This window comes from Nonomuraea sp. NPDC049028, assembly GCF_043197735.1.
Lineage (GTDB): Bacteria > Actinomycetota > Actinomycetes > Streptosporangiales > Streptosporangiaceae > Nonomuraea.
In genome coordinates this window covers 178,866-205,348 of sequence record NZ_JBICTR010000002.1, presented here as the reverse complement: position 1 = coordinate 205,348, position 26,483 = coordinate 178,866, and the positions used below count along the sequence as shown (strand labels likewise).

The following is a 26,483-nucleotide window of genomic DNA, read 5'->3' as shown; positions in this document are numbered from 1 at the left end:
CCATGGGAACGCGACCACTGAGTTCCAGGGGCGGGATTTCCATTGTCACTCCATTTCTCGATGACCTTTTCCTGTTTGCGGTTCATACCTTTCATTGGGGGGCGGCCAAGAAAGACATATTTTTGGGGCACGAACAAAGCGGATCAATTCCGGTGATGCTTACATGGCCTTCGGCGGCGCGGAATCCAGCCCCAGCCGCTGGGCGACCAGAGCCACCTCCGTCCGGTTGGAGCAGTTGAACTTCACCAGCAGGTTCGAGACATGCCGTTTGACGCCGTGGACGGATATCCCCATGGCCCGGCCGATCTGGTGGTTGCTCATCCCCCGCAGCAGCAGGGCCAGCACGAAACGCTCCCGCTGGGTCAACTTCCCGTTCAGGTGCGTGTCGGGGCGGTGCACCGTAGTGGGCACGTCGCCGCGGATCAGCCGGTCGAAGGTGCGGGCCAGGCTCGCGACATTGATCTCGTCCCAAAGGAGGCAGCCGGCCACGCCGTGCCGCCAGGCCAGGCGCGAGACGATCTCTCCTTGCTCCCGCACGAGGGCCAATATCCTCGGGCGGTTTCGCCGGGGACCGCCGTCCAGTACCTCCGGCAACATGGTGAGCGGTATCACCGCCACGTCGAAATCCTCGCCGGCGAGCCGCGATCTGGCCTCCGCCGCGCTCCGCCCGACCGCGGCCTTGGCGACGTTCGGCACCTTCATGAGCAGCAGCGGCAGCCCGTAATAGGAGACCTCGTCCATGGCGAGGCAGAAGACCGACAGCTTGGAGCTCCCTGTCCGGTGGCCGGACAGGGAGGCTGGGAACGGCCTGGTGACCTCCAATGTTCTCGTACTCATCGCATGATCCTTTCTTCTTGATCCATGAACCGCGGATCCCGGATTAGGTCAGAGATTCGGTGGCTTATCCGGGGTTAGTGTGGTGAGGAAGTGCTGGTAGAACCGGTCGGCGTCGACCGCGCGTGCGCATCTGACAGGCCGCCCGTCAGGGAGCCGGACGATCCGTCCCTGGCTCTCTCCTTGGGTGATCACGTCGCAGCGCACTGTCTCGAACGTGCAGATGTCGGGTTCGGCCAGGTACGAGGTGGTCAGGCTGTCCCAGCAGCAGTACGGCAGGCCGGTGGTCTCCAAGGTGCCGAATGTCAGCGCGAGCAGCGATCCGGCGAGGTCGCTAACGTGCCACCCGTAGTGGCGGCCGAAGGCCCGGACGAAGTCGTGGGTCACCGGCACGAGGTTGGTCACGTCCAGGGGGAACATCGTGATGGGGACGGACGAGTCGAAGACCCGCTTGAGCGCGTCGGGGTCCCAGAAGACGTTCCATTCCGCGCTGCCGTCATGATCCGGCTGTCTGACGTTGCCGGCGACGTCGAGCGCGCCGCCCATGAAGACCACCTCCTCGATGCGTGACTCGACCTGCGGGTGGTGATCGAGACACCAGGCGAGGTTGGTCAGCGGGCCGGTGGCGAGCACGGTGACCGGAGCCGGCGCCCGCATGAGCCAGGTGGCGAGCTGTTCGTGCGCGGGAAGCGCGTCCGCGTCGCCGGGGCGCTCATCCTTCTGATTGAGCACTGGTAACGCGTCCGCCCGCAGGGCGTCGATCCGCCAGGCGAGGGGGAACGGGTTGCGTCCGGGCAGCACGCCCACGGCCGTCGGCACGTCCCTGCCCACCAGGTCGAGGATCTTGTGGGTGGCCGACAGGGCCGGCCGGGGAAGGCAGTCGGCGGGGGTCACCGCGACTCCGCGCAGGTCGACGTTGTCGTACTGGGTCAGCAGGAGAAGCGACAGCAGGTCGTCCGGTGCGCCGTCCTGGTCGAACAGAACCTGACGGCGGCGCCTCAAGGTGTCAGTCACGGTGCCTCACCAGGTGGAAGGAGAAGTCGGTGCCCCGGTGGTAGTCCTGGGAGTACAGCAGCGGCCGGCCCGCACTGTCGTGGTGGGTCTGAATCAGCAGCAGCCACGCGCCGTCGGCTTCGAGGCTGCCGATGCGCTCCGCCTGCGCCTGGCTGAGGGTGACGGCGCGGACCTGGGTGATCGCGTACGCGATGTTGTGGCCGTACTCGGTGAGCAGCTGGAACAGCGACCCGGTCCAGTCCACCTCGTCCAGCGGCCGGCCGATGAGCGAGCGGGGGAACAGGTCGATCGAGTAGAGCAGCGCGTCGTCCTGGTAGCGGCGCAGGCGCTCCAGCCGGACGATGGCCTCGCTGCCAGGCAGCTGAAGCAGTTCGCGCTGGTTGCGGTCCGGTTCCGTCGCCGCGATGTCCAGCACCGTGTTGACGCCGGTGTAGCCGCGGCTGGCCAGCATCTCCGTCACGCCTTCGAGGCGGGTCAGCGGGCGGTCCAGGCTGGGCTGAGAGGTGAGATACCGGCCGTCGCCGTGGCGGGACTGGATGAGTCCTTCCTGCTCAAGGAGCTTGAACGCTTCTCGGATGCTGGTCCGGCCGACGTCGAAGAGGGTGATGAGCTCGTTCTCCGAGGGCAGTCTGTCCCCGGGGCGCAGCCCCTGTTCGACGATCAGCGCGTGGAGCCGATCGCGTACCTGAATCGCGAGGGTGGGGTGTCGTCGTGTCACGTGGTTCTCTCCTGCCCGGGCGCACCTTGGAGCGGAGCGACACCGAGCTCTGCGGCTGATGGGTAACTGGGAGCACAGAACCGGCGTGTGACGGAAACGGCTGCCACCCGGCAGGCGAGCCGGACTCCTTGCGCCAGGCTCGCGCCGGTGCAGAGGGCGGCCGCCAGGGCCCCGGTGAAGGCGTCACCCGCGCCGGTCGTATCCACAGCGTTCACGCTGGGTACGTCGATCAGCATAGTGCCGTGGTCGTCGGTGATCTCGGCCCCGTGCTCGCCGCGAGTGACGATCACCGTGCGCCCTCTGGTTCTGCGGCGCAGGCACTCCACCGCGTCGTGTGTGTCCGAAGCCAGCGCGGACAGCTCGCTCTCGTTGAGCACCAGCACATCGGCCCGGCTGAGCAGGTCCTCTCCGGTTTCGCTGAGGAATGGTCCGGCCGGGCTGGGGTTGAGCAGGACGCGCACGTCCGGCGAGGCAGCGGCGGCCGCCGCCGACGAGGTCGCCACGGGGATCTCACCTTGAAGGACGAGTACGGAAGTGCCCGGCAGTTCGGACACTGTGGCGGCCGCCCGGGAAGGGGGAAGCAGATTCGCCGCGCCCGGCCAGGTCATGACGATCTGCTGACCATGCGCGTCGACGTAGACGAAACTGCGCCCGGTCGCGATGCCGTCGGCAGTGGCGCAGTCGTCGACCTCGACGCCGTCGGCGGCCAACGCGGCCAGCGCCGTCAGCCGGTCGGTGTCGTCTCCCAGGCAGCCGACGAAGCGGGTGGGCGCGCCCAGCCGAGCCGACGCGACCGCCACGTTCGCCGCCTTGCCGCCGTGCGCGGTGGCGTAGTCGACCGCGTCGACGCTCTCCCCCTTGGCCGGCAGGTGGTCGCCGAACATGTAGAGGTCCACGGTGTAGGCGCCGATGGCGAGGACGGTCATGAGCCGAGCCCCAACGCGCAAGGGGCGATGCTGTCGGCGTCCAGGCTCACGTGCACGTTGGGGTGGCGATGCGCGAGGGTGACCGGGAGCTGCACCTCGGGTTCGGTGGTGAGCAGGAGGACCCGCACGATGTAGCGCTTCCAGGCGCCTCCGTCGGTGATGAGGTGCAGCCGCCGGGCCGACAGGATCTCCGACATGCCCAGGGTGATGGCCATGCGGGGAATGGCCTGGGTGTAGCCGCCGGTCACCCGGTGGGAGTGAGCCATGATCGTGTCGTCGAGCAGCGGGACGATGCGCGTGGTCGAGGCGGCGAACTCCTCCAGGCCGTAGTGGTGCCAGCGCGTGGTCGGCGGCTCGTTGAAGGCCAGATGTCCCCGGTAGCCGAATCCCGCGAAGCAGGTGTCGGCGCCGCCCACCTGGCGCAGGCGCGCACCGTACGCGTCGGGGTCGAAAACGTCCGGGTAGATGATGTTGTCGGGGTGGGGCCGCAGATCGGGGTCGAGCAGCTGGTAGAGGTTGCGGTCGCAGTAGCCGCGGAAGCTGAAGGGGTGTGACGGGTCCACGGGCCGGCCCTGCCAGTCGAGGAACTCATCCATGTGGAAGGCGAACACCTCGGTCCAGCTGATGCGCTCCTGATTGCAGATGCGGGCGAGGATGGGATATTGCGCCTTGGGGCCGACGGGGAGGATCCAGCGGGTGGGTTCGCCGCGCATGTTGTTCGCGCGCAGCTCATCGGCCATCTGGCGGGCCAGCCGGTGATAGAGCTCGGTGGTGTCCGCGTACACGGTCAGGGGGTGGCGGGCGATCGCCGCGAGGTCTTCGGCGGGCATGGACAACTGCTCATCGGTGAGGTCACTCGACTTGTCGGGATAGGGGTAACCAATGTGCCGCTCGCTGACGTTGGTCATGTCACTCCTCCTCACAGGGGCGGGGAGAGCAGGAATCTGGACAGGACATTCCGGGTGACGCGTCTGATGTCGCCGTCGCAGCAGGCGAGGCTGGCAACCCAGTTGATGGATCCGGCCGCGAACACCGCGCCGCCGTTGCCGAGGCGTCGCAGGGTCATGTCGGCGCGTACGGTATGCGCGCCCAGCGCGGCCTCCTCGGTGGCCGGCTGGTAATGGTGGCTGTGCCCGCCCGCGGATGTGGCCAGCAGCAGGGTGCCGGGCGGGGTGCCGAGCTCTGGTGCGGCGCGGTCGATCTCGTCTCCGGCCGCTCCGCCGAGCGCGAGCCCGCAGCGGCCCACGGTGTCCGTCTCGACACCGGCGAAGATCCAGGAGGCGTCGTCGCGGTAACTGTCGGGCAGGCGGGTGTAGCCGGGTGCCGGTCCCCAGCCTTGCGCGGCGAAGCCGACGCCGAGGAGCTCCTGTGGTGCCAGGCCCCGGTGGCGCCAGAGCCCGCCGGGCTCGCCGGTGGAGGTGAGGACGTCCTCGCCCGGCTCGTTGTCCCACCAGTCGCCGGCGTGGCCGCGGCGGACCTCGATGGCGTGGGGGTGGCGGGGGTCGACGCCGGTCACCCAGTAGAACCCGTTGCCGCCGAGGTACATCAGCCGTCCGCCGCCGGACACGTACGCGCTCACGGCCGCGCGCTCCGGCGCGCTGATGTACTCGGGGTGGCTGCCGGTCATGACGACGCGGTAGCCGGCGAGCAGGCCGGCTCCGCCCGCGTGTACGTCCTCGTCCGTGAGGACGTCGAAGGCGAACCCCTCGGACCGCAACCAGCGCAGGAGCAGGAGGTCGGCGGAGAAGTGCCGTGGCGCTCCGGTCATCCACCAGCGGTAGCCGGGGGCGAAGTTCAGCACGGGGCGGCGCCCGGAGGAGTAGTAGACGGGGCCGCCCTCCTGCCGCTGGTCGTACAGCGACAGGCCCAGCTCTCGGTGCTCGTTGAGGTAGACGTCCGTCGGCGAGAGCGTGATCCCGTGGTCGGTTACCCGCGAGTAGTCCCCGAAGTACTCGGCCTCGCTGAGCTGGCGGTGGTTGGCATAGGCCAGGTAGGTGAAGGTGGGCAGGACGACCGCGACCGGGGCGCGACCCGGACCGGTGGGACGGACGATCACCGGGATGACGCAGGACTGGCTCCGGGTCCGCAGGCGGACGCCGAGCACGGTGGAGGTCGTCTCCTCCGGGATGGTCAGCGCGCACGTCTCTTTCCATCGGGCGTCGTCGAGGTCTTCAGGACTCAGCTGTACGGCGGTGCGGTCCGTGCCGCTGCCCGGCCCGATCAGCCCGGCGAGTGGCCGGTTGACGGCGCGGGCGTGATGGCCGTTCCCGCTGATGTCGGTGACGAGGCAGGCGCCCGGATCGATGGAGGCGTCCCAGAGGGCCAAGACGTCCTCACCGAGGTGCTTGACCAGCTCGGCACCGGTGGTCAGGTCGAGCAGCGGAGCGCACGTGGTGATCAGGCCGCTCGTCAGCATCGGCAGGGCGATCCGCCCCACGAAGGAGCCCGCTCCGAGCCGCACCTCTCCGGTCCCGTGCGGCAGCGCCAAGCCCGCGGCCCGCGCACTCACACCAGGAGCGCGGCCAACGGCCAACCGCACGGTGGTCGTCGACGGCGTCGCCTCCCAGGCCACCACCAGCAGCGACCAGGATCCCCGCTCAACGGCGGTGTGCCCACGGCAGGTCAGGAGTCCCGATGTCGTCTCCAGACTCGCCTCGGCCCGGTTCTCCTCGTCCAGCGCGAGCAGCAGTCGCCAGCCAGGGGTGCCCAACTCCGCCACGACCTGGCGGGTGCCGAGCCGGTGCGGGCGAATCCACAGCGCGACACTCCCCCTGGCGGGCACCGGGACGGAGGCTTCCAGGTGGGAGCCGGTCTTCAGAGGTTGTGGCGCGAGGGAGATCGGTTCGGCCGGGGTGCGGCCGGCTTCGTCTATCAGGTCGACCAGGTCCACGGTCCCGGCTCCCGGCGGGCCTGCGGCGTACAAGGTCAGCTGTTGTCCGGGGACGGCGGACCAGCGGTCGGCGTACCCCATCAGACGCGGTTCCATCCGCTCACGCACCTCCTCGGCGGTACGGGACGCCGACACAGGCCGGCATGCGCAGCCGCTGGGCGACCGTGACCAGCACCAGCAGGGTGACGAGGTACGGCGTGGCGTAGATGAGCTGCGTGGGCACCGAATCGGTGCTCTGGAAGACCACGAAGGCGGCCGCGCCGAGCAGCGCCAGGGTCAAGGGCAGGCGGGGCCGCCGACGGACGAACACGATCGCCGCCGTCCACAGCAGCACGGCGGCCAGGAGCAGCAGTACGTGTACGGCACTCGGCTCCCGCAGTTGCAGGGCGTCGGCGTACCCGAACAGCAGGGCCCCACCCGCCGTGCCGGCCGGGCGCCAGTTGCCGAAGATCATGGCGGCGAGCCCGATGAAGCCCCGGCCGCCGGTCTGGCCCTCCCGGTAGATGGTGGAGGAGACGGTGACCAGGTACGCCCCGCCGAGTCCGGCGAGCGCACCGGACACCAGCACCCCGTAGTACCTCATCCGCTGGACCGGGACGCCGAGCGAGTCCGCCGCGGCGGGGTGCTCGCCGACGGAGCGCAGGCGCAGCCCGAAGGCGGTCTTCCAGAGCACCACGAAGCTGACCGGGATCAGCGCGACGGCGAGCACGGTGAACCAGGAGACCTCGTGCAGGAATCCCCGCAGGATGCCGCTGACGTCGGCCAGGAGGAACCACCGGCTCCGCTCCAGCTGTCCGAGCAGGTCCGGCGTGCCCCAGCCGCCCGCCAGGAACGGCATGCTCACGGTGCCGATGGCACCCGTGACGGGAGGCGACTGGGTGGCTCCCGCCCCCGGCAGGCCGCTGAAGGCGATGACGGACAGGAAGCGGGCGACACCCACGGCCAGGATGTTGACGGCGATGCCGCAGACCACCTGGTCCACGCCGAATGTCACGGTGACGACCGCATGGAGCAGGCCGGCGATGACGCCGCCGAGCGCACCGGCGAGCACCCCGGCCCAGACACCGTAGAAGTGGCCGGCCCAGGCCCCGCACACGGTCCCGATGATCATCATGCCTTCGATGCCGAGGTTGACGACGCCCGCGCGTTCGCTCCACAGGCCGCTGAGGGCGGCCAGCCCGATGGGGACCGCCAGCCGCAGCGCGGCGCCCATCGCGCCGGAGCCGGTGAGGGCCTCGGCTCCGGTGAAGGTTCTGACGGCCGACATCGCGAGCAGGAGGATGAGTACGGCGAGCACCCAGCCGCGCGGATTCTTCATGGTCATGTCGCGGGCCTCACCGGCTCGGGCGTGACGACCGGGACGCTCTCCTCGCGCATGAGCCGGGCGGCGCGCCTGAGGTCCATGCGGCGCACCACTTCATGGGCGCCCACGACGCTGATCACGATGACGCCCTGCATGATCGTGACGATCTCCTTGGGCAGGCCCTGGATGTCGAGGATCAGCGCCGAGCGCTCCAGGAAGCCGAAGAGCAGCGCGGACAGCGCGATGCCGACCGGGGTGTTGCGGCCGAGCATGGCCACGGCGATCCCGGTGAATCCCGCCCCGGAGGGGAAGTCCACGCCGTAGCTGTAGGTGTTGCCCAGCAGGTCCGGCAGCCCGGCCAGGCCGGCCAGCCCACCCGAGACGAGCATCGTGAGGAGGATCATGCGGCGCGGCTCGATGCCGTGGACGTGGGCCGCCGCCGGGTTCAGCCCGCTGGCCCTCAGCTCGTAGCCGTACCGCGTGCGCGTGAGCAGCAGATGCACCGCCACCCCCAGCACGACCGCGCCCAGCGCGGCCCCTCCGAGGTGGGTGCCCGCGGGCAGCGAGAGCCCGAACAGCGACATCAGCCCGTCGAGTTCGGGCAGCCGGGCCGACGGCGGGAGTTCCGGCGTCGATCCGGAGGCGCTGCCGGCCGCGAAGAAGTCGGCCAGCAGGTAGGCGATGACGGCGGTGGCGACGTAGTTCAGCAGGAGCGTGGACAGCACCTCCGAGACCCCGCGCCACACCTTGAGCACCGCGGCGATCCCGGCCCAGAGGGCGCCGGCGAGCACGGCGACCAGGCCGACGAGGGCCAGGTGCAGCGGACCTGGCAGGTTCACGGACGCGCCGACGACCGCGGCGAACAGCGCGGCGACGCGGTACTGGCCTTCGACCCCGATGTTGAACAGCTTCATGCGGAAGGCCACGGCCACGGCGAGACCGGCGAAGAAATAGATGGCCGACCTGTTGACCGCGGAGACGAGCGAGTCCGGCCGGAGCCCGAACTCCAGCATCGTCAGGTACGCCCGTCCCGGCGAGGCGCCCACCGCGGCGAGGAGCGCCGTGGTGACCGTGAGCGCGATCAGCAGCGCGAACGCAGGAGCAGTGAGCGCGCTCAACATCCGCCTGGTGAGCGAAGCTGCGCGGGGGGACATCGGGCCTCCTCTCCTCCTGGGTCGGTCGGTCAGGGGACGACGGGGACGGTGATCCCGCCTGAGATGATCTTTTTGCGGATCTCCTCAAGACGCGGCTCGACGTCGGTGAGGCCGCCGCCGCTCGTGGCGTAGCCCACCCCGTCCTCCTTGAGCCCGAACTCGCGCAGCCCGGAGATCGTCTTGCCCCGCACCGCCTCCTGGATGATGCGCAGGACCGCGACGTCGAGCTTCTTGGTGGCGCTGGTGAGGATCACCTGCGAGAGCCCCTGGTCGACCGTCTTGCGCTGGTCGACGTCGACCCCGATCGCCCACTTGCCCGCGGCCTTGGCCGCCTGGAACACCCCGATCCCGGAGGCGCCGGCGGCGTGGTAGACGACGTCGGCGCCGCCGTCGTACATGCCGCGAGCCGCTTCCTGGGCCTTGTCCGGCGCGGAGAATCCGCTGAAGTCGGGCGGCTGGCTCATGAACACGCTGGAGAGCTGGATCTTGGGGTTGGTCGCTCGGGCGCCGGCCGCGTACCCGGCCAGGAACTTCTGCTGCGGCGGCGTCTGCACGCCTCCGATGAAGCCGATCCGCCCGGTGCGCGACTTGAGCGCCGCGGCCACGCCGACCAGGTAGCTGGCCTGCTCTTCCCGGAACACCACGTTGGTGACGTTCGGCAGCTTCACGGTCGCGTCGTCGATGATGACGAACTGCGTGTGGGGGAAGGCGGGCGCGATCTTCGTCAGTGGCTGGGCGTAGAAGAAGCCGACGGCCAGTACGGGGTTGTGGCCCGTCTCGGCCAGCAGCCGCAGGACCTCCTCCAGGTCCGACCCGGCCGAGTTGGGGCTGAGTTCCTTCACCGACACGCCCAGCTGCGCCTTGGCCTGGTCCACCGCGGACCCGACCGAGTCGTTGAAGGACTTGTCACCGCGTCCACCGCGGCTGTAGGCCACGCCGACCGCGATGGCGGAGTCGGCGGCCGCGCCGTTCCTGCCGGGAGCCGGGTTCACGGTGGCACAGGCCACCAGCGAACACAGCACAAGGCAGAGGGTGACTAATCGGGACATGCGCACCTCCGAGGGAATCCCGGCTCAGCGCCCATCGTGAATACTCATCAGACAAGTGTCAAGGGTTCTCAGATGAGTTGCTCCAGCCGCTCGGCGACCCCGTCGTCGTCGTTGGACGCGGTCACCTCGTCGGCCGCCGCGAGCACCGCCGCATGGGCGTTGGCGACGGCCACCGCCGTTCCCGCCCAGGTCAGCATGGGCAGATCGTTCGGCATGTCGCCGAACGCGATGACGTCCGCGCTGCCGAATCCGAGCCGCCCCGCCATCGACTCCAGGGCGGCCGCCTTGGTGACACCGGCGCGCATCACCTCGCAGAACACGTCCGCCGAGATGGTTACCTCGCACCCGGAAAGGAGCGCGCGCACGCCCTCGTAGTACTCGCGGGCGGTCCCCTCCAACTGCACCATGAGCTTGCCGACCTCGTGCCGGGCAAGCGCCTCCTCCAGGCGTGGCACCCGCCGCGCGCTCCGTGACAGGGGGGCGGGCAGTTCGAAGGCGTCCTCCAGCAGCAGCTCCATCCGGCACTCCGCGCCAAGACGCACGCCGGGAAACCGGTCGCGCAACACCGACAGCGCCGTCACCAGGCGCGTCTCGGCCAGCGGGCAGTAGTCGACCACCTCCTCCCGGACGAAGTCGAAGGTGATGGAGCCGTTGCCGCAGACCGCGATGGGCGCGCCACCGACCGCCGCCGCCACGTGCCGCGTGTCACGGACCGGCCGGGCCGTCGCGATGACGAACACGTGCCCCGCGTCCTGTACGCGGCGCACGGCCGCCCGCGTACGTTCCGACACCAGGCCACGGGAGTCCAGGAGGGTCCCGTCGAGGTCGCACACGATCATCCGGCGCTTCACAGTGGCTGCTCGGTCAGGTGCGGCGTCACCCATTTCGCGACCTGCGATTCGATGACGTCGAGGGCGCCCGCCGTCAGGACGCCGTCGATGGTCTCGGCCAGGTTCCGCCGTGGCGCCAGCCCCTGGAGGACCACCAGGTCGGCGTCCGCGAGGCCGGTGCCGGCCCGCCAGGACGGCTCCGGCATGGATCTTGCCACGCGCGGCAGGTCGCGCGCGGAGGTGCGCACTGTCAGCAGCGCACATGCCGCGCCCGCGCCGACCGAACCCAGGAGCCGGGCGACCTTCTGGATTCTGGTCCGCCTGTCCGCGTCACGCCAGGCGGCCGGACTGGCGATGAGGTGGGGGACGCACGAACGTAGTGTGCAAATAATCCGCATATGGTGGTGCGCCATTGCCGAATCGGGTCCGTCGACGTCGATGACGGCATCGGCGAGTTCGGGAATCTTGGCCTCTCCGGCGCCGAAGGAGTGAATCACCTCGGCCGGCACTGACCGGCTCTCGAAGAATTGCCGGGCGATTTTCGGATACTCGGTCACGACCCGGATTCCGGGCAGCAGATCGTCGGCGCTCTCCGCCGGATGATCGCCCGGAACGGCGAGCACCATCCGCCAGGGCGGATCCGCCCCCACGACGTGCGTGAACGCCTCCACGAACTCGACCTTCGCGCCGGTCTCCTCGATCCAGTCGGTGCCGGTCAGGCCGAGGTCGAAGGCGCCGCTCTCGACGACCAGCGGTATTTCGCGTGGTTTGTAGAAGGCCACTTTCAGGCGATCGCCGTACTCGATACTCGCCCGATAACTGCGGTCGGAGGTTCTGCGCACGTCGAGACCGGCGGCGGTGAAAAGGCTCAGGATCGGCCGCTCAAGATACGACCCCTTGGGCAGCGCGAGCGAGACCATGCAGTCCTCCTAAGCCTGTTTCATGAGAGCTCGCAGGGCGAGGTCGATCATGCCGGTGTCGGTGGCGGCCGACGCCATGCGCCGCAGCGTGGCCCGATCCATCCAGCGGGCCTCGACGAACTTGTCCTGCTCGATCCGGGGCCGGGTCAGGTCGCCCGCGACGGTGGCGAGCACGTCGATCTCGCGTCTGCGCGCTCCGTCGCCATCGCTCCAGTCGAAGACGTCCACCACGCTGTCCACCTGGACCAAGCGCCACCTCGTCTCCTCCTCGATCTCCCTGGCGAGTGCACCGCACAGCGTCTCCCCCTCTTCGACGTGCCCTCCGACGATGTCCCAGCAGCCGGGAAAGAGCCGCACGTGGGGCGCGCGCCGCTGCATGAACACCGCACCGGCCGAGTTGACGAGAACGGCGCCCACCACGCACCGCACGCCTTCCGCCGCCGCCTCCCGCTGGACGCGCTCGAACTCCGCCGGATGAGGAGCACAGCCGCTCATACCGCCTCCTGGTGCGCGTAGTAGGTCGCGTACAGGGCGGCGAACGGGCCGTCGCGCCGCAATAGCTCGTCGAAGCGGCCCTCCTCGGCGACCTCGCCCTGGTCGAGGACCAGGACGCGATCGGCCCGCCGGATGGTCGAGAGCCGGTGGGCGATCACCAGCACCGTCCGGCCGGTGAACAGCCGGGACAACGCGTCCTGGATGCCTCGCTCGGTCAGCGGGTCGACGCTGGCCGTCGGCTCGTCCAAGAGGAGGATGTCCGGTTCGCGGAGGAACATCCGGGCCAGGGCGATGAGCTGCCGCTGCCCGACGGACACCCCCCGGCCGCCGGCGCTCAGGTGGTCGTCCAGGGACATCGGCATGCTCCGCGACCACACGTGGTGCCCCATGCGCTCGATGGCGCGTTCGGTGTCCGCGCGGCTCGCCCCTGGCCGGCCGTACGCGATGTTCTCCGCGAGCGTGCCCGCGAAGACGAACGGGTGCTGCGGGACGACACCCACCCGCTGCCGGTACGCCCGCAGGTCGAGCGAGCGGATGTCGCGGCCGTCGACCAGCAGCTCGCCGCCTTGGAACTCATAAGCCCTGGCGATCAGCTTGGCCAGCGTGGACTTGCCGCCGCCGGTGTGCCCGACCACGGCGACCGTCTCCCGTGCGGCGAGCCGTACCTCGAAATCCTCGAACACCGGGCTGCCGGGCCCGTAACCGAAGCGCAGGCCGCGCGCCTCGATCTCACCGGCCAGGGCGGTCACCGGCTCGTTGCCGCGCTGGACGACGGCGTGCTCGCTGTCGATCAGCGCGAAGACCCGCTCGGCGGCCGCGAGCCCCTGCTGGAAGAGGCTCCAGAAGGCCGCCGCCTGCGTGACCGGCTGCCACAGCATGCCGAGCGCCTGCAAGGCGAAGTACCACTCCCCCGGCGAGAGCCCGCCGAGCACCGCGAACCGGCCGCCCTGGTAGAGCACCACGGCCGTGGCCAGACCGGCCAGCAGCGTCAGGACCGGCAGGATGACCGCGTAGATGAGGCCCTGCCTGACGTAGACCTGGTACGACAGCCGGTTGACCGCGTCGAAGTCGCGATAGACCGTCTGTTCCCGGCCGAAACTCTTGGCGACCGAGATGCCCATCATCGTCTCGTGCACGTTGGCGTTGACCCTGGCCATCACCCGGCGCGTGGCCGCCGCCGCCGTCCTGGCCACCCTGCGGAAGGCCAGGGCCGCGGCGAGCAGGATCGGCAGCGCCGCCAGGATGATCAGGCCGAGGTCGACGTCGATCCAGAACACCGCGCCGCCGAGCAGCAGCACCAGGAGCATCTGGCTGAGCAGGTTCAGGGCGAGGGTCATCACCGAGCCGAAGCCCTCGGTGTCGCCGGTGACGCGGCTCAGCACCTTCCCGACCGAGTTCTCGTCGTAGAACGCGACGTCCTTGGCCAGGGCGGCGTCGGCGGCCTCGCACTGCAAGCGGTAGACCATCCTGCCCACCAGCCGGGCGGTGATGGCCTGGCGGGCCCAGTTCATCGCCCAGGCCAGCGCCGCCGCGGCGACCACGAACACGCACAGCTGAAGGCCCAGCCCGGCTCCCCCGCCGATCTGGTCGATCATGCGGGAGATGACGATCGGCACCGATGCGGTCAGCAGGACCGACCCCACGACAAGCACGGCCGAGCCGAGCATGGCGCCGTGCTGGGCCCGCAGATAGCGCAGGATTCGGGCCAGCAGCCGGCGGTTGCCGTAGACGCGGTCGTACTCGTCGGCGTGCAGGCCCGCGAAGAGGTCGCTCACGTGTAGATCTCCCGGTACAGCGCACAGCGCGCGATCAGTTCGTCGTGCGATCCCTGGTCGACGACCCGCCCGCCGTCCAGCAGCAGGATGACGTCGGCGCGCCGGATCTGGCCGGGGCGGTGCGAGACCAGCACGGTGGTACGGCCGGCCGCCGCGCGCTCGATCGCCTCGGTGATGGCCGTCTCGGTCCGGGCGTCGACCGCGCTGGTCGCGTCGTCCAGGGTGAGGACGCGCGGCTCGGTCAGCAGCGCCCTGGCGATGGCCAGCCGCTGCCGCTGCCCGCCGGACAGCGTCGTCCCGCCCTCGTTGAGGATGGTGGCGTAGCCGTGCTCCATCTCCTGTACGAACTCGTCCGCGCACGCCTGCTTGGCGACGCGCAGCACGTTCTCGTACTCGGCCTCGTCCGGCGAGCCGAAGGCGATGTTGTCCAGCACGCTCTTGGCGAACAGGAAGATCTCCTGGTCCACGTGGCCGATCTGGCGGCGCAGCGCGCCCGGTTCCCACTCGCGCACGTCCCGGCCGTCGATCAGCACCCGTCCCTCGGTGGCGTCGTACATCCGGTTGACCAGCTTGACGAGCATGCTCTTGCCGCTGCCGGTGGGTCCGACGACGGCGAGGGTGCGGCCGGCGGGCAGGTGGAAGGAGACGTCGCGCAGGATGTCCTTGCCTCCGTGACGGAAGGACACGTGGTCGAAGGTGATCGCGCCGTTGATCTCCGTCACCGTGCCCCGGGCGTCCTCACGCTCGGCGGGGTCGCCCTCGATGATCTGCCGCATCCGGCCGGCGGCGACGAAGCCCTCCTGGATGACCGGAACGGCCTGCTCGGACATGGTGACCGGCTGCGCGAACAGCACCAGCCAGCCGAGATAGGTCACCACCTGGGCCAGGCCCAGCCCGCCTTGGGAGTAGAGGTAGAGGGAGTGGAGGGCGCCGATCGCCATCGCGAGCGCGAAGCTAAGCGCCGGCAGGTAGACGGCCTGCGCTCTGCCCCGCCTGACGAACGCGTCCCGGTAGGCGGCGGCGGTGTCCCTGAACGCTCGCCGTTCGAGGTCCTCCTGTGTGGACGCCTTGACGGTGGCGATGCCGGCGAGGGTGGCGGAGAAGCGTTCGTTGAGGTCGGCGAAGGTCTCGCGGGTGCGGATGACCAGCGGGTTCAGCCGCCGCAGGTGGTAGTACAGCGCGTACGCGAACACCAGCACCAGCACGCCGGGAGCCAGGAGCAGCTGGGCGTTCAAGGTGGCGATGAACAGGATCGGGACCAGCAGCGCCAGAACGCCGTTGGCGGCGGTGGCGACCCCGGGGCTGAGCATGTAGTCGACGAGCCTGGCGTCGTTGATGGCCCGCGCCAGGATGTCGCCGATGCGCTGCTGGTCGTGGAAGGACATGCGTTTGGCCAGCAGGCTGCGGTACAGCTCGTCGCGTACATCCCGTTTGACCCGCTGGGCGATGATCTCCATCGAGCCGTTGGACATCAGGTCAGCGGCGAACCGGCCGGCCGCCAGCAGGCCGGCCGTGATCGCCGCCGCCCCGACCGCGGCGAGGTCGTGGCGGGCGCCGGTGGCCTCGGCGAACGCCGCGCCGATCTGTACGGGGATGAGCGTCGAACAGAGGTTGGCCGCCACCGCCGTGATGGCGAACAGCAGCAGGAGCATCCTGTGCCGCCGGAGATGACCGGCGACCCACCCCACTATGCTCCGGGACGCGGCCGGTGGGGCACCACCGGCCGGCCGCGTCTCCTCAGCCATGTCTCACTCCGCTCACCGCGACTTCCGCCTACGCCCACGCCTGGACCGGATGCTTCAGCAGGCCCGAGCCGTTCTCCCCCGCCGCGTTCAGCTCCTCCATCGCCCGGTCGCAGAGCACGGACGCCGCCAGGGCATCGGTGATCGACGGTGCGTCCTTGGCGTGGCCGTTCGTCTGGTGTCCGTCCCGCGTCGCACGGCAGGCGTCGACGAAGGCCTGGAGCTCCGGTCCGAACCCGCTGCGCGCCCAGCCGTGGTCCAGGTTGCGCGTGCTGTGCAGTTCCTGGCCGTACGGCAGGCCGTCGGACAGTTCGAGCGTCACCCGCTCCAGGGAAGGGGCGCTGTAGCGGCTGCCGTCCATGCCCTGCACCTCGACGCCCACCAGGAAACGCTTGACATGGTTGCCCATGCGCAGCGTCGAGAGTGAGCCGTCGTCGTGACGCAGGAAGAGGTTCACCTGGAAGCGGTCGGGCGCGCCGGGGATGGCGTGCGCGTCCACCTGGACGACAGGCGAGGGCACGAACCAGCGGGCCAGGTCGAGGGCGTGCACCCCGTTGTGCCGGATCCACGCCTCCAGGGTCGTGTCCACCCCCCACTGCGGAGCGGACGGGTGGCGGCTGTAGAAGTCGATGGTCACCGAGCACGGACTGGACCGGATGTCGGTGCTCAACTCGTGCAGCCGCTGGAGGGTTTCGGCGTAGCGGAAGTTGAAGCCCACCTGAACGTGCCGGCCGCTGCGGCACACCACGCGCTCCAGATCCTGGAGCGCGTCGGTGGACGGCCCGGCCGGCTTCTCGACGAAGCAGTCGACGCCGCGTTCGGCCAGCTGCCGGGTGAGCCGGTAGGAAGGCTCCGGTGGCACGGCGAGGATCGCCGCGTCCACGGTCTTGAGGTCGATCGCTTCGATGGAGTCGGCGCAGACCGCGCCGCGGGCCAAGGCCTGGACCTCGGCGGCCAGCGACAGGTCAGGGTCGACGCAGGCCACGACCTGGTAGCCGCGGATCCGCTGCAGGAAGGGGAAGAGGTTCTGCTGCATCTGCCGGCCGCAGCCGACGAGCGCGAGGCGCAGGAGATCAGCCACGGTCGGCTCCGTTCCAGTCTTGGAAGGCGCGGCGCGCCCGGTCATGGAAGTCGCTCCAGTCGAGGTCACGATGGGCCAGGCTCACGAAGGACGGGTGCCCTTCGAGCAGGAGGATGCCGGCGCCGGTGAGAGCGCCGAGCAGCGCCTCACGCCGCTCCTTGTCGCCAAGGAGCGCTTCGTCGTGATAGACCAGCTCGAACATCCCGCCGCCGAGCACCGGGCGGGCGCCGAGCAGGTCCGCCACCCCCGCCTCCTTGGCGGCAGCGGAGAGAACGGCCGCCACCTCGGTGCCGATCCGGCCGACCTCGGCCCAGCCGTCCGGCGCGTCCTGGGTGGGCTTCTCCAGAATGTCCCTGGTCGCCAGTGCGGCGTAAATGGCGATCATCTCCTTGGAGAACGTGCCGCTGAGCCGGGCCCGCTCCGCGTGGGCGAGCAGGTCGGCGCCGCCCACCAGGATGCTCAGCGGCGCCCCGTTGGCCAGCGCCTTGCCGATCACGATCAGGTCCGAGCCGATGCCGTTGTCGTGGTCATAGCCCAGCGCCGAGATCCGGCCACCGGTCTTGGTCTCGTCGAAGACGGTGAGCAGGCCGGCATCGCGGCACATCGCGACGGCCTGCCGCAGCACGTCGGGTGTGGTGAACGAGGCCAGGTAGGCGTCGAAGACGAAGCAGCCCAACAGGCCCCGGTGCCGCTCCAGCAGCTCCGACAGAGACTCCAGGCGCAGATCGACCCAGTTCAGTACGGGCTCGGACTCGCCGATCCCGCGCATCCCGTCGGTGTACCGGAGCTTTTCGCGCAATGGCGAGTGCAGCGGCTCGTGCCACTTCAGGGAGTTGGCGATCTGGGAGTCGTGCCAGCCGACATAGCCGCTGCGGACGATACCGAGCCGACCGGTCCGCATAGCGGCCAGCCGGAAAGCCGCGGTGACGGCCTCCGAGGCGGTCTTGAAGAACGCGCCCCTGTCTCCGGGCCGCTCGCCCAGCAGCCGTTCCAGATATTCCTGGTGGAAGGTGGTGAACCCCGGCATCATGATGCCGTTGGTCAGATAGCCGCCGAGAATTTCGTTGAAGAGGTCGTCCGAGTGGCCGATTATCACTGGCCCATAACCCATGACGAAGTCGATGTACGGCACGCCGTTCGCGTCCGACACCTCGCCTCTCTTACCTCGCGAGAACAGGAGCTGTTGTCCTTCTGCCCTGAACTTTTTGGTGATCTTCGAGTGAGCGATCCGCTCATATTGCAACAATGATCCTCTCCTTCCGGGCCAGGCTTAATAAGATCGAAATGTAATTCCAGCGACAATACCTTCGCCCGGCCGGACTCCGTCAAGTACTCCTTTTTCCAGGGTCAACCGATATTCCGGGTTCCCCGCGCGATGAAAAGAAAAGAGATCACGCGGCGCCGATCACGCGCGGGCCAGGCGACTCGGCGGCGACATAGCAAGGCTTCGAGAGCGCCGTCAAGTGAACCTTTTTCCAGGGTTGACAAAACGGTCGCCGCATATCAAGTTGTGTGGGCCATTGTCGGCGGTGATGTGGAGGCGACGTGGACCACGAAGCGACCCGGGGAAGCCCGGATATCATCGGGCGCAGTAAGCGTCTGTGGTTACTGCCCGGCGGGCAGTGCCTCGTGCAGATAATCCCCAGCCTGCGCAGTTTCACCTACCAGCGTGATGAAATCGTCGAGCGCACCGGCCCGCTGCGGCTCGCTTTCTACGAAAGGGCCGCGGCCATGATCGAGGCCGCGGGGGTGCGGTGCGCGTTCAGGGAACGGGTCGCCGAGGACTCCTACCTCGCCGACTACTGCCCCGCGCCCCCCTTCGAAGTGATCGTGAAGAACAGGGCCACCGGATCGACCACCCGGAAGTACCCCGGCCTGTTCGAGGACGGCGCGCCGCTGCCCCGCCCGGTCGTGAAGTTCGACTACCGGATCGACCCCGAGGACCAGCCGATCGGCGAGGACTACCTGAGAGTCCTCGGGCTGCCGGTCGAGGAGATGCGCGAACGCGCGCTCGCCGTCAACGACGTGCTGCGATCGTGGCTGCGCCCGCTGGACGTGTGGGACTTCTGCCTCATCTTCGGGCAGGCGGGCAACGGCGAGCTGACCGTCATCTCCGAGATCTCCCAGGACTGCATCCGGCTGCGGCACGAGGACGGATCCCCTCTGGACAAGGACCTGTTCCGGGACGGTGTCGAAGGAGACGAGATCGTCAACCAGTGGAGTCGCGTCCTCGATGTCATCAAGTGACGCCCGGGTCGCGCTGGTCACCGGCACCAATCGCGGCAGCGGAAAGGCCATCGCCGGGGAACTACGCGACCGCGGCTACCGCCTGTTCTCCCTGAACCGGTCCTTGGCGAGGGAGGACTGGCTCGGCGAGCTCCGGTGCGATCTGGCCGACCCCGCGCAGATCAGGCGGGGGGTCGGCCAGGTGCTCGACGAGGCGGGCCGGATCGACGTCTGCGTGTCCAACGCGGTCGAGCGGGTTCTCGACCCGATAGCCGAGTTGACCGAGGCGGACTGGGAGCGGCTGGTCTCGATCAACCTCAGCGCCAGCTTCCACCTGGTCAAGGCCGTCCTGCCCGCGTTGCGGGCCGGCCGTGGCGTCTTCGTCGCGATGGGCAGCCACGCCGGCACCCGCTACTTCGAGGGCGGCGCCGCCTACAGCGCCACCAAGGCCGGGCTGAAGGCGCTGGTCGAGACGCTGCTGCTGGAGGAACGCCGCAACGGGGTCCGGGCCTGCCTCGTCTCTCCGGGAGCCATCGCCAACCTGGACGGCGATGACTCGGCGCACAAGATGAGCACGCGGTCCGTCGCCCGCTGCGTGGGCACCATCGTCGACTCCTGGCCGACGGACCTCGTGGTGGGAGAAATAGAGGTACGCCCGGCCGACCTCGCCGAACCGCCCATCACCGGCATCGACCGTCTTCTGCATGTGTAGTTTCCGAGGAGGAATCATGCTCTCCCTCGTACTGCCGAAGGGGTCGCTGGAGCGGCGGGCCCTGCAACTGTTCGCGGCCGCGGGGCTGCCCATCCGGCGGCCCTCCGAACGGTCGTACCGTGGCGTGATCGACTACACCGGCGTGACGCACGTCGCGTTCTACAAGCCGCGCGAGATCCCCTTGGCGGTCGAGAGCGGGACGTTCGACCTCGGACTGACCGGCGCCGACTGGATCGAGGAGACCGGCGCCAAGGTCGAGGTGGCGGAGTCCTTCGACTACTCCAGGAACACCGAGCGGCCATGGCGGCTGGTGCTCGCGGCCCCGGCCGACCACCCCGCCACCAGCGTGACCGATCTGCCCGACGGCGTCCGTGTGGCCACCGAATACCCGAACATCGGCCGCCGCTTCTTCCAGGCCGCCGGACGGCGGGCCGAGGTGGTCGTGTCCTACGGCGCGACGGAAGCCAAGATCCCGGAGCTGGCCGATGTGATGATGGACGTCGTGGAGACGGGCCATTCGCTCCGCCAGAACAACCTGCGGATCATCGAGACCATCCGGACCTGCGGCGCGCAACTGATCGCCAACCCGGCCGCGTACGCCGAGAAGAGCAAACGCGGCGTGATCCAGAACATCGCGCTGCTGCTGCGTGGCGCCTGGGTCGGCCCCTCCCACGTGCTGCTGACGGTCCGGACGCTGGCCGAAAGCCTGCCCCAGGTGGTCACCGCGATGCCCGGCCGATCGTGGCGCGCCGGGTCGGACCTGGCGGACGAGAATGTGGTCGTGCTCCAGGGAGTGCTGCTGCGCGGGGACGTCCCTGAGACGATCGACGTCCTGCTGTCGGCCGGAGCGGTCGACGTCACCGAATCGGGAATCGGCCTCCTCGCCTCGAACGTGTCGCGATGCTGATCCGTACCACGAACGACCGGCTCGTCCCCGCGGACGGAGCCGGCTGGCGCGCGTCCTCCGGCCTGCTCGAACTGCGTCTGGCCACCCCCGTCTCCGCCGATTCCGTCGTGGCGGTCACCCGCGGCGTCCTGCTCGCCGTTGACATGGACGGCCGTTCCCGCGTGCTCGACGTCGACCTCATCGGGCTGCCCGCCGAACTGCTGGCGCCACTGAGCCGGTACGCCGTCCCTCCCCGCCCGACCACCGACAGCGGCCCCGTCGCCTTGGACCTGGACGCGGCCTGGTTGTGGATCCATGTCCAGGACGGTCACCGTGTGTCCCGCCATCGCCGGCCCGCCGACGTGCGCTTCTCCTTCGCCGGAGCCGGGCTGGTGGGCATCCAGGCGCGCCTGACCGCAGCGGCGGATGAACCAGATTAGATCGAAGGAGATTCATGGATCGCCAGCCAACGCCAGGCATCTCGGAGCCGGGCGAGCAATCGCCGCAGCGCTCCCAGTGGGTGCTGATCGCCCTCGTCTACCTCGGCGGGGTCGCCGCGGCGATGAGCCTCGGCAAGTTCGCCTCCGTCGGGCCGGCGGTGGCCGGTGAGCTCGGGCTGTCGCTGTCGGAACTGGGCTGGGTGATCTCGGCGGTCGTCGGCGTGGGCGCCGTCGTCGGCCTGCCCGCCGGATACCTGGTCCGCCGCTTCGGCACGGAGCGGTCGCTGATCGCCGGGCTGGTCCTGATCGCGGCGGCGAGCGCGGCGAGCGTGTGGGCGGGCGACTTCGGCTGGTTGCTGGCCGCCAGAGGCGTCGAAGGCACCGGATACGTCCTGGTCACCATCGCCTGCCCGGCGCTGATCCTCCGCCTGGCCGGCGAACGGGACCGCGGCACCGCCCTGTCGATCTGGGCCACGTTCGTCGCCGTGGGCATCGGACTGAGCACCCTTGGGGGCGGCGCGCTGGGCTCCGCTCTGGGCTGGCGGGGCTGGATCGGGCTGATCGCCGCACTGACGCTGGCGATGGCCCTGGTGGTCTGGGTACGGCTGCCGCGCGGGTCCGGCCGGCAGGCGGCGGCCGGACCCGTTCCCAAGATCGGGGCCCTGAAGTGGCCGGCGGCACTCGCCCTCGCCTTCTGCCTGGGCGCGCTGGTGACCATTCCGGTGATCGTCCTGCTGCCCACGCTCCTCATCGAGGAGTACGGCCGCACGGCCACCGCCGCCGGCGCGGTGACCTCGGTGATCTCCCTGCTCAGCGCGCTCGGCGGATTGGCCGTGGGAGTGCTGCTCCGCCGTGGCACGCCGGTCCGCGTGCTCGCGCTGGTCGGCCTCCTCACCGTCCCGGCGGCCTGGCTCATGTACGGTGGCGCGGCCTCGCTGACGGCGGCGCAGGTCGGCGCGGCGATCATCTCGATGGAGAACGGCTTCCTGGGCGCCCTCGTCTTCGCCGCGCTCCCGATGGTGCTGGACCGTCTCGACCACGCCGATGTCGGCAACGGCGTCGTCGCTCAGGCGGGCAGCCTCGGATCGTTGCTCGGCCCGCCGATGTTCGGCCTGGTGGTCGCCGGGCCGGGCTTCCAGGCCCTCGTACCGGTCATCGCCGTCGGGATGATCGCCGCCGTCGGCGCGCTGCTGCTGGTCGGCGGGCGAGCGGCCCGGTCGTCGGCTGAGCCCTTCAAAGCGCAACCCATGTAGCCATCGCAGACCGCCGGAGGGGGCGTCAGCATGCGTGGACAGAACCCGCTCGAAGACACCGAACAACGCCTCCTGCCCGCCCCGGCCTGGGGTCTGGTGATCGCGCTCACGCTGACCGCCGTGGCCGCCGTGTCGCTCCTGATGGTCTTCGGCTGGGGTGTCCACCCGGTGGCGCGCGGGGTGGTGCCATCGCCGGCAGCGGAGGCGACGCCCATCCAGTCGATCCTGAGGTTGTTCCTCGCCGTGGCGGTCATCGGCGGACTGGCCTCACTCGGCGGCATCGCGGCCCGTCGGATCGGCCAGCCCTCAGTGGTGGGACAGATAGTGGCCGGGCTGCTGCTGGGGCCGTCCGCGCTGGGCGCGCTGGCGCCGGCGGCGACCGAGCTGATCATGCCCGCCGCCGCCATGCAGCACTTGAACCTGCTCGCCCAGGCCGGACTGGCGATCTTCATCTTCACCGTGGGAACGGAGTTCGACCACACCGCCCTGGGCAGGCAACGCACCGTCGTGGGCGTCGCCGCCCTGTCAATGGTGGCCGTCCCCTTCGCCCTGGGCACGGTCGCGGCGATCCCGTTCGCTTCCGCGCTCGCCGGCCCGACGGCGGGCAAGACGGAGTTCGTCATGTTCATCGGGACCGCGCTGAGCGTCACCGCGTTACCCGTGCTGGCCAGGATCCTGCAGGAAGTCGGCCTGACCGGCACCCGGCTGGGCTCGCTGGCCATCCTGTGCGCCGGCATCGCCGACGTACTCGCGTGGTGTGCGCTCGCCGCGGTGATCGCGCTCGCGCACGCCCGCTCACCCGCCGGCGCGCTGACCACGATGCTGCTCTCCGCCGTCCTGGTCCTCGTCGCGCTCCTCGTGCTCCGCCCCGCGCTCAAGACCCTGGCCGACAGGTACGCGGCGACCAGGTTGCCCGCGCCCGCCAGCCTCGTGCTCGTCCTGGGCCTGATCTTCTCCCTGGCGGCGGCGACGGACGTCATCGGCGCGCACGCGATCTTCGGCGCCCTCCTGGCCGGCGTCGTGATCCCCCGTAACGCCCGCGTCCTGGGCACGGTGCCCGACCGGCTCGCCTCGCTCAACCGCGCGCTGCTGCTGCCGGTGTTCTTCGCCTCGATCGGGCTGCAGGCCGACGTACGCATGGCCTTCGACGATCCGACGGTGCTGTTGGGCGGGGCGGTGCTGCTCGTGGCCGCGGTCCTCGGCAAACTCGGCACCGCCGCTGTGACCGCCTGGGCCGGCGGCATGCCGGGACGGCTCGCGCTCGGCCTCGGCGTCCTCATGAACGCGCGCGGCGTCACCGAGATCGTCGTGCTCAGCACGGGGCTCAGCATCGGCGTGATCGGAGCGGGCACGTTCACGGTGCTGATGCTCATGGCGCTGATCACCACCGTGATGACGGTGCCCGCGCTGCGCCTGCTGGGGCTGTGCCATCCGGAGCGGACATCGCCCGCCCCGATGCCACGACCAGCCGAAAAGGAGCGCCTTGCCTGAGCGTCTATGCGGTGTCAACGAATCGTGAATGGCCGCCCGGCAGAATTCGAGCGCGCCTGACGCATTGACCTCGAGTCGCCTCTAGGGTGCACAATCCCGCCCAACGCTCAATTTGGAAGGGATTCCCATGAGGTATCGCACGATCGGCAGTGATCCGAAGACCCGTCGTCAGGTCAGTGTGCTGAGTCTTGGCGCCATGCTGTTCGGCACCACCATCGACGAGGCGACGTCGTACGCCATCCTCGACCGCTACGTCGAGGCCGGCGGCACTTTCCTCGACACCGCCAACAACTACGCCTATTGGGTCAACGGCACTCAGGGGGGTGAAAGCGAGGCGCTGCTCGGCCGCTGGCGACGCAGCCGCGGCATCACGGACGAGATCGTCATCGCCACCAAGCTTGGCGGGCGGCCGAACGTGCCGGCGTCTGCCCTCAGCCATGACCTTGAGGGCTTGTCGGCCCGGGTGATCCGGGAATCCTCGGAGCGAAGCCGGGAACGGCTCGGCGTGGACAAGCTGGATCTCCTGTACGCACACGCCTACCTCGAAGGTTGGAAGGTGCCGCTGGAGGAGACGGTCGAGGGTTTCGCGGGTCTGGTCGAGGAAGGCACTGTTGGTCTGCTTGGGGCGAGCAACCACTGGGCGTGGCGACTCGAGCGGGCCCGGGGTCTGGCGGCCGCGGCGGGGCTGCCCGGCTATGAGGTCCTGCAATATCACCACACCTACCTCCGTCAGCGCACCGATCTTCCGACGCTGCGCTCTCAGGACGGCAACCTCGGCGTGGTCGGCGGTGATCTGCTCAGCTACCTGCGAGCCGAGCCCGAACTCGCGCTGGTCGCCTACTCACCCTTGCTGAGCGGCGGTTACGTACGTGACGACAAGCCGCTCGGCGACGCGTTCGAGCACGCGGGCACCCCCCGGCGTCTCGCGGCGCTGCGGGAAGTGGCCCAGGAGACAGGAGCGACCGTCAACCAGGTGGTGCTCGCCTGGCTCATCGGCGGCGAGATCCCGGTGATCCCGCTGGTCGGCGCTTCCTCGGTCGAGCAGTTGGAGGAGAGCCTGGCCGCGGCGGACCTGGAGTTGACGGCGGAACAGCGAGCGAAACTCGACGCCGCCCACTGACCCGGATCGCCCGGCGGGCGGAACGGCTCGCCGGGCGATGCCGCGCGTCGTCAGACGACCCGGATGAACAGGCGGTCATAGCGGGTGAGGGGGAACGTGCCGTCGTCGGTGCCCTGGAGGATGATCGAGATGGTCTGGCCCGGTGTCGCGTCCGCCGGGACGGTGACGGCGACCCGGCCGTGACCGCGGTCGGTGATGGTGACAGTGCCGGGGTAGCTGCCTTCTTCCCGGTACTGCGACCAGCGGAGCGCCACCGGGTCATTGTCAGGATCGGTGGCGCGGCCGGTGAGCGTGACGACCGAGCCGGGCCGGGCCCGGACGGTGTCGTTGCCATGGATGCCGACCGTGGGCGGGTGGTTGCCGTCGCGGTATTTGGGGGTCAGCGTCCACTGCATGCGGGCCGCGAAGTCGTTCTGCGCGGCTCCGGCCCACCGCAGCGTCGTGTAGTTCTTGACGTCGGCGCCGGTTTCGTCCTTCTCCGCGCCCACCATGGTCCACAGGTTCGGCGTGGTGGTCGTCTGGGTCGCGCGGCCGCCCCAGCCGCCGAGCAGCGGGTTCTCCGGTTCCTGGATGCCGGTGTTGAGCAAGGGGTTGAAGGCCACGTTGTCGCCCTCGGAGAGGAAGTCGTACGGCGCCAGCGGCTTGCACCAGCCGCCAGCCGCACGCTCGGGGTCGCCGAAGATGTCGAGTTGGTCGCCCGGCATGGACTGGCCGTCCAGCCATGACCGGTAGAGCGAGCCCAGCGGCCCGATCTGGATGTTCTTCTTGATCCACGCGCCGCTGAAGTAGACGCGGTCAGCCGGTAGGCCTCGGACGTTGCCCTGCCCGCGCTCGCAGTTGTAACCCCAGGTCGCGTAGCCTGCCGCCAGGTTCTCGACGCGGATCTCCGGCCAGACGGGAGCGATGTACTGCGCGTAGGTGTCGTCCTGGAAGCCGCTGGCCAGGATCACCGCCTTCTTCGAGACCGCGGCCTTGACGCGAGGCCATTGCCTCGTGCTGCCGAAGCGGTCCTCGATCGACTTGAGGGCCCGGGCGATCGTGTTGGTGCCGCCCCACGCCTGGAGGTACAGAGGCCGGGAATCGTGGTCCAGCAGCAGGTCGCGGATGAGGTCGGAGCCCTCGGTGTCCTTGGCCATCTCGTTCTCGAACTCGATGTTGCCGATCTTGACCTTGGACAGCAGCTCGCCCGGCGCGGGGTAGCGGGAGTCATGCCTGCGCAGATTGGGGTAGACCTCGGCGTACGCGCGCAGGGCCTGGTCCTGGATGGTCCGCGTCCCGGTCCATCGCCATGAGGTCTGCGGCGTGGTGTACTCCCGGCCGGGGAGGAAGAACGGCGTGCCCTTGCCATCTCCTGACCAGTGGAACCGGCCGCTGCTGTAGATGATCCCCTCGGTGTCGACCTCGTTGGTGTAGAGCAGATAACGGATGAGCGAGGCGTAGTCGTCCTGCTCCATGTCGGTGGTGACGACCGTTCTGGGCAGGTTCCCTTCCGGGTGGATGCTGTCGGCCTCGGCCGCCGCGGGGAGCGTGGCGACAGTCATGCCGAGAGCCGCGATCATGCAGGTCAATGCCCGGATACGTCGCCTGCTCCGGGGGGCGGGGAGTCTGGAGGGGGGCACGGCAA

General features: G+C 69.6%; 24 protein-coding genes. 7 read left to right on the top strand and 17 right to left on the bottom strand.

Annotated elements, in window-relative coordinates:
* Positions 1 to 159: 159 nt before the first annotated feature.
* From ACGFJ2_RS07275 to ACGFJ2_RS07200, 16 genes are all read right to left on the bottom strand, one after another.
* On the bottom strand, positions 160 to 837 hold the full coding sequence (locus ACGFJ2_RS07275; RefSeq protein WP_393465687.1) for a response regulator transcription factor: 678 nt from the start codon (positions 835 to 837) through the stop codon (positions 160 to 162).
* Positions 838 to 885: 48 nt separating this feature from the next.
* Complete coding sequence (locus tag ACGFJ2_RS07270) at positions 886 to 1,848, bottom strand: nucleoside hydrolase (RefSeq protein ID WP_357941684.1); 963 nt, start codon at positions 1,846 to 1,848, stop codon at positions 886 to 888.
* Positions 1,841 to 2,566: a GntR family transcriptional regulator gene (locus ACGFJ2_RS07265; protein WP_357941682.1), complete on the bottom strand. Its 726-nt coding sequence runs from the start codon at positions 2,564 to 2,566 to the stop codon at positions 1,841 to 1,843. The genes ACGFJ2_RS07270 and ACGFJ2_RS07265 overlap by 8 nt, the downstream gene beginning before the upstream one ends.
* Positions 2,563 to 3,492: a ribokinase gene (locus ACGFJ2_RS07260; protein WP_393465683.1), complete on the bottom strand. Its 930-nt coding sequence runs from the start codon at positions 3,490 to 3,492 to the stop codon at positions 2,563 to 2,565. The genes ACGFJ2_RS07265 and ACGFJ2_RS07260 overlap by 4 nt, the downstream gene beginning before the upstream one ends.
* A complete protein-coding gene (locus ACGFJ2_RS07255) occupies positions 3,489 to 4,400 on the bottom strand; it encodes a hypothetical protein (protein WP_358177036.1) in 912 nt (303 codons plus the stop codon). The genes ACGFJ2_RS07260 and ACGFJ2_RS07255 overlap by 4 nt, the downstream gene beginning before the upstream one ends.
* A gap of 11 nt (positions 4,401 to 4,411) precedes the next feature.
* Positions 4,412 to 6,478 carry a N,N-dimethylformamidase beta subunit family domain-containing protein gene (locus tag ACGFJ2_RS07250; protein ID WP_393465680.1) on the bottom strand — a complete coding sequence of 689 codons (2,067 nt, stop codon included), beginning with the start codon at positions 6,476 to 6,478 and terminating at the stop codon, positions 4,412 to 4,414.
* Positions 6,479 to 6,482: 4 nt separating this feature from the next.
* Positions 6,483 to 7,706 (bottom strand): ABC transporter permease, encoded by a 1,224-nt coding sequence (locus ACGFJ2_RS07245; protein ID WP_393465677.1) that lies wholly within the window; start codon positions 7,704 to 7,706, stop codon positions 6,483 to 6,485.
* The gene (locus ACGFJ2_RS07240) at positions 7,703 to 8,839 is read right to left on the bottom strand and encodes an ABC transporter permease (protein WP_393465674.1); all 1,137 of its coding nucleotides are present in this window, start codon (positions 8,837 to 8,839) and stop codon (positions 7,703 to 7,705) included. The genes ACGFJ2_RS07245 and ACGFJ2_RS07240 overlap by 4 nt, the downstream gene beginning before the upstream one ends.
* Before the next feature lie 29 nt (positions 8,840 to 8,868).
* On the bottom strand, positions 8,869 to 9,888 hold the full coding sequence (locus tag ACGFJ2_RS07235) for a BMP family ABC transporter substrate-binding protein (protein ID WP_357941670.1): 1,020 nt from the start codon (positions 9,886 to 9,888) through the stop codon (positions 8,869 to 8,871).
* A gap of 68 nt (positions 9,889 to 9,956) precedes the next feature.
* Complete coding sequence (locus ACGFJ2_RS07230) at positions 9,957 to 10,739, bottom strand: HAD hydrolase family protein (protein WP_393465670.1); 783 nt, start codon at positions 10,737 to 10,739, stop codon at positions 9,957 to 9,959.
* A complete protein-coding gene (gene hisG, locus ACGFJ2_RS07225; RefSeq protein ID WP_393465667.1) occupies positions 10,736 to 11,638 on the bottom strand; it encodes an ATP phosphoribosyltransferase in 903 nt (300 codons plus the stop codon). The genes ACGFJ2_RS07230 and hisG (ACGFJ2_RS07225) overlap by 4 nt, the downstream gene beginning before the upstream one ends.
* A 9-nt stretch (positions 11,639 to 11,647) precedes the next feature.
* On the bottom strand, positions 11,648 to 12,133 hold the full coding sequence (locus tag ACGFJ2_RS07220; RefSeq protein WP_393465665.1) for an NUDIX domain-containing protein: 486 nt from the start codon (positions 12,131 to 12,133) through the stop codon (positions 11,648 to 11,650).
* Positions 12,130 to 13,908, bottom strand: coding sequence for an ABC transporter ATP-binding protein (locus ACGFJ2_RS07215; RefSeq protein WP_393465662.1), 1,779 nt, complete (start codon positions 13,906 to 13,908; stop codon positions 12,130 to 12,132). The genes ACGFJ2_RS07220 and ACGFJ2_RS07215 overlap by 4 nt, the downstream gene beginning before the upstream one ends.
* The gene (locus ACGFJ2_RS07210; protein WP_393465659.1) at positions 13,905 to 15,653 is read right to left on the bottom strand and encodes an ABC transporter ATP-binding protein; all 1,749 of its coding nucleotides are present in this window, start codon (positions 15,651 to 15,653) and stop codon (positions 13,905 to 13,907) included. Before ACGFJ2_RS07210 ends, ACGFJ2_RS07215 begins: the two co-directional genes overlap by 4 nt.
* A 28-nt stretch (positions 15,654 to 15,681) precedes the next feature.
* Positions 15,682 to 16,731, bottom strand: coding sequence for a Gfo/Idh/MocA family oxidoreductase (locus ACGFJ2_RS07205; RefSeq protein ID WP_357941659.1), 1,050 nt, complete (start codon positions 16,729 to 16,731; stop codon positions 15,682 to 15,684).
* Positions 16,724 to 17,974, bottom strand: a complete 1,251-nt coding sequence (locus ACGFJ2_RS07200) for an aminotransferase class III-fold pyridoxal phosphate-dependent enzyme (protein WP_393466996.1) — start codon at positions 17,972 to 17,974, stop codon at positions 16,724 to 16,726. The genes ACGFJ2_RS07205 and ACGFJ2_RS07200 overlap by 8 nt, the downstream gene beginning before the upstream one ends.
* 302 nt (positions 17,975 to 18,276) lie before the next feature.
* On the opposite strand from ACGFJ2_RS07200, the gene ACGFJ2_RS07195 reads away from it, so the two are divergent.
* From ACGFJ2_RS07195 to ACGFJ2_RS07165, 7 genes are all read left to right on the top strand, one after another.
* A complete protein-coding gene (locus ACGFJ2_RS07195) occupies positions 18,277 to 18,978 on the top strand; it encodes a phosphoribosylaminoimidazolesuccinocarboxamide synthase (protein ID WP_357941657.1) in 702 nt (233 codons plus the stop codon).
* Positions 18,965 to 19,669 carry an SDR family NAD(P)-dependent oxidoreductase gene (locus ACGFJ2_RS07190; protein WP_357941654.1) on the top strand — a complete coding sequence of 235 codons (705 nt, stop codon included), beginning with the start codon at positions 18,965 to 18,967 and terminating at the stop codon, positions 19,667 to 19,669. Before ACGFJ2_RS07195 ends, ACGFJ2_RS07190 begins: the two co-directional genes overlap by 14 nt.
* 16 nt (positions 19,670 to 19,685) lie before the next feature.
* The gene (gene hisG, locus ACGFJ2_RS07185) at positions 19,686 to 20,576 is read left to right on the top strand and encodes an ATP phosphoribosyltransferase (protein ID WP_358177015.1); all 891 of its coding nucleotides are present in this window, start codon (positions 19,686 to 19,688) and stop codon (positions 20,574 to 20,576) included.
* Entirely contained in the window at positions 20,570 to 20,995 is a 426-nt protein-coding gene (locus ACGFJ2_RS07180) for a hypothetical protein (protein WP_393465654.1), read from the top strand. Before hisG (ACGFJ2_RS07185) ends, ACGFJ2_RS07180 begins: the two co-directional genes overlap by 7 nt.
* Positions 20,996 to 21,009: 14 nt before the next feature.
* Positions 21,010 to 22,248 carry a CynX/NimT family MFS transporter gene (locus tag ACGFJ2_RS07175; RefSeq protein ID WP_393465651.1) on the top strand — a complete coding sequence of 413 codons (1,239 nt, stop codon included), beginning with the start codon at positions 21,010 to 21,012 and terminating at the stop codon, positions 22,246 to 22,248.
* A gap of 30 nt (positions 22,249 to 22,278) precedes the next feature.
* The gene (locus ACGFJ2_RS07170) at positions 22,279 to 23,739 is read left to right on the top strand and encodes a cation:proton antiporter (protein WP_393465648.1); all 1,461 of its coding nucleotides are present in this window, start codon (positions 22,279 to 22,281) and stop codon (positions 23,737 to 23,739) included.
* Between the two features lie 127 nt (positions 23,740 to 23,866).
* Complete coding sequence (locus tag ACGFJ2_RS07165; protein ID WP_393465646.1) at positions 23,867 to 24,859, top strand: aldo/keto reductase; 993 nt, start codon at positions 23,867 to 23,869, stop codon at positions 24,857 to 24,859.
* Positions 24,860 to 24,909: 50 nt separating this feature from the next.
* Here the strand turns inward: ACGFJ2_RS07165 and ACGFJ2_RS07160 are convergent, their stop codons facing one another.
* Positions 24,910 to 26,400, bottom strand: coding sequence for a nucleoside hydrolase-like domain-containing protein (locus ACGFJ2_RS07160; RefSeq protein WP_393465643.1), 1,491 nt, complete (start codon positions 26,398 to 26,400; stop codon positions 24,910 to 24,912).
* Between the last annotated feature and the right edge of the window lie 83 nt (positions 26,401 to 26,483).

What these genes read in the sequence shown, in the direction of transcription:
- ACGFJ2_RS07275 (WP_393465687.1), bottom strand. Translation starts at nt 837, where the DNA reads ATGAGTACGAGAACATTGGAGGTCACCAGGCCGTTCCCAGCCTCCCTG.
- ACGFJ2_RS07260 (WP_393465683.1), bottom strand. Translation starts at nt 3,492, where the DNA reads ATGACCGTCCTCGCCATCGGCGCCTACACCGTGGACCTCTACATGTTC.
- ACGFJ2_RS07255 (WP_358177036.1), bottom strand. Translation starts at nt 4,400, where the DNA reads ATGACCAACGTCAGCGAGCGGCACATTGGTTACCCCTATCCCGACAAG.
- ACGFJ2_RS07250 (WP_393465680.1), bottom strand. Translation starts at nt 6,478, where the DNA reads ATGGAACCGCGTCTGATGGGGTACGCCGACCGCTGGTCCGCCGTCCCC.
- ACGFJ2_RS07245 (WP_393465677.1), bottom strand. Translation starts at nt 7,706, where the DNA reads ATGACCATGAAGAATCCGCGCGGCTGGGTGCTCGCCGTACTCATCCTC.
- ACGFJ2_RS07240 (WP_393465674.1), bottom strand. Translation starts at nt 8,839, where the DNA reads ATGTCCCCCCGCGCAGCTTCGCTCACCAGGCGGATGTTGAGCGCGCTC.
- ACGFJ2_RS07235 (WP_357941670.1), bottom strand. Translation starts at nt 9,888, where the DNA reads ATGTCCCGATTAGTCACCCTCTGCCTTGTGCTGTGTTCGCTGGTGGCC.
- hisG (WP_393465667.1), bottom strand. Translation starts at nt 11,638, where the DNA reads ATGGTCTCGCTCGCGCTGCCCAAGGGGTCGTATCTTGAGCGGCCGATC.
- ACGFJ2_RS07220 (WP_393465665.1), bottom strand. Translation starts at nt 12,133, where the DNA reads ATGAGCGGCTGTGCTCCTCATCCGGCGGAGTTCGAGCGCGTCCAGCGG.
- ACGFJ2_RS07210 (WP_393465659.1), bottom strand. Translation starts at nt 15,653, where the DNA reads ATGGCTGAGGAGACGCGGCCGGCCGGTGGTGCCCCACCGGCCGCGTCC.
- ACGFJ2_RS07190 (WP_357941654.1), top strand. Translation starts at nt 18,965, where the DNA reads ATGTCATCAAGTGACGCCCGGGTCGCGCTGGTCACCGGCACCAATCGC.
- hisG (WP_358177015.1), top strand. Translation starts at nt 19,686, where the DNA reads ATGCTCTCCCTCGTACTGCCGAAGGGGTCGCTGGAGCGGCGGGCCCTG.
- ACGFJ2_RS07180 (WP_393465654.1), top strand. Translation starts at nt 20,570, where the DNA reads ATGCTGATCCGTACCACGAACGACCGGCTCGTCCCCGCGGACGGAGCC.
- ACGFJ2_RS07175 (WP_393465651.1), top strand. Translation starts at nt 21,010, where the DNA reads ATGGATCGCCAGCCAACGCCAGGCATCTCGGAGCCGGGCGAGCAATCG.
- ACGFJ2_RS07170 (WP_393465648.1), top strand. Translation starts at nt 22,279, where the DNA reads ATGCGTGGACAGAACCCGCTCGAAGACACCGAACAACGCCTCCTGCCC.
- ACGFJ2_RS07165 (WP_393465646.1), top strand. Translation starts at nt 23,867, where the DNA reads ATGAGGTATCGCACGATCGGCAGTGATCCGAAGACCCGTCGTCAGGTC.
- ACGFJ2_RS07160 (WP_393465643.1), bottom strand. Translation starts at nt 26,400, where the DNA reads ATGACTGTCGCCACGCTCCCCGCGGCGGCCGAGGCCGACAGCATCCAC.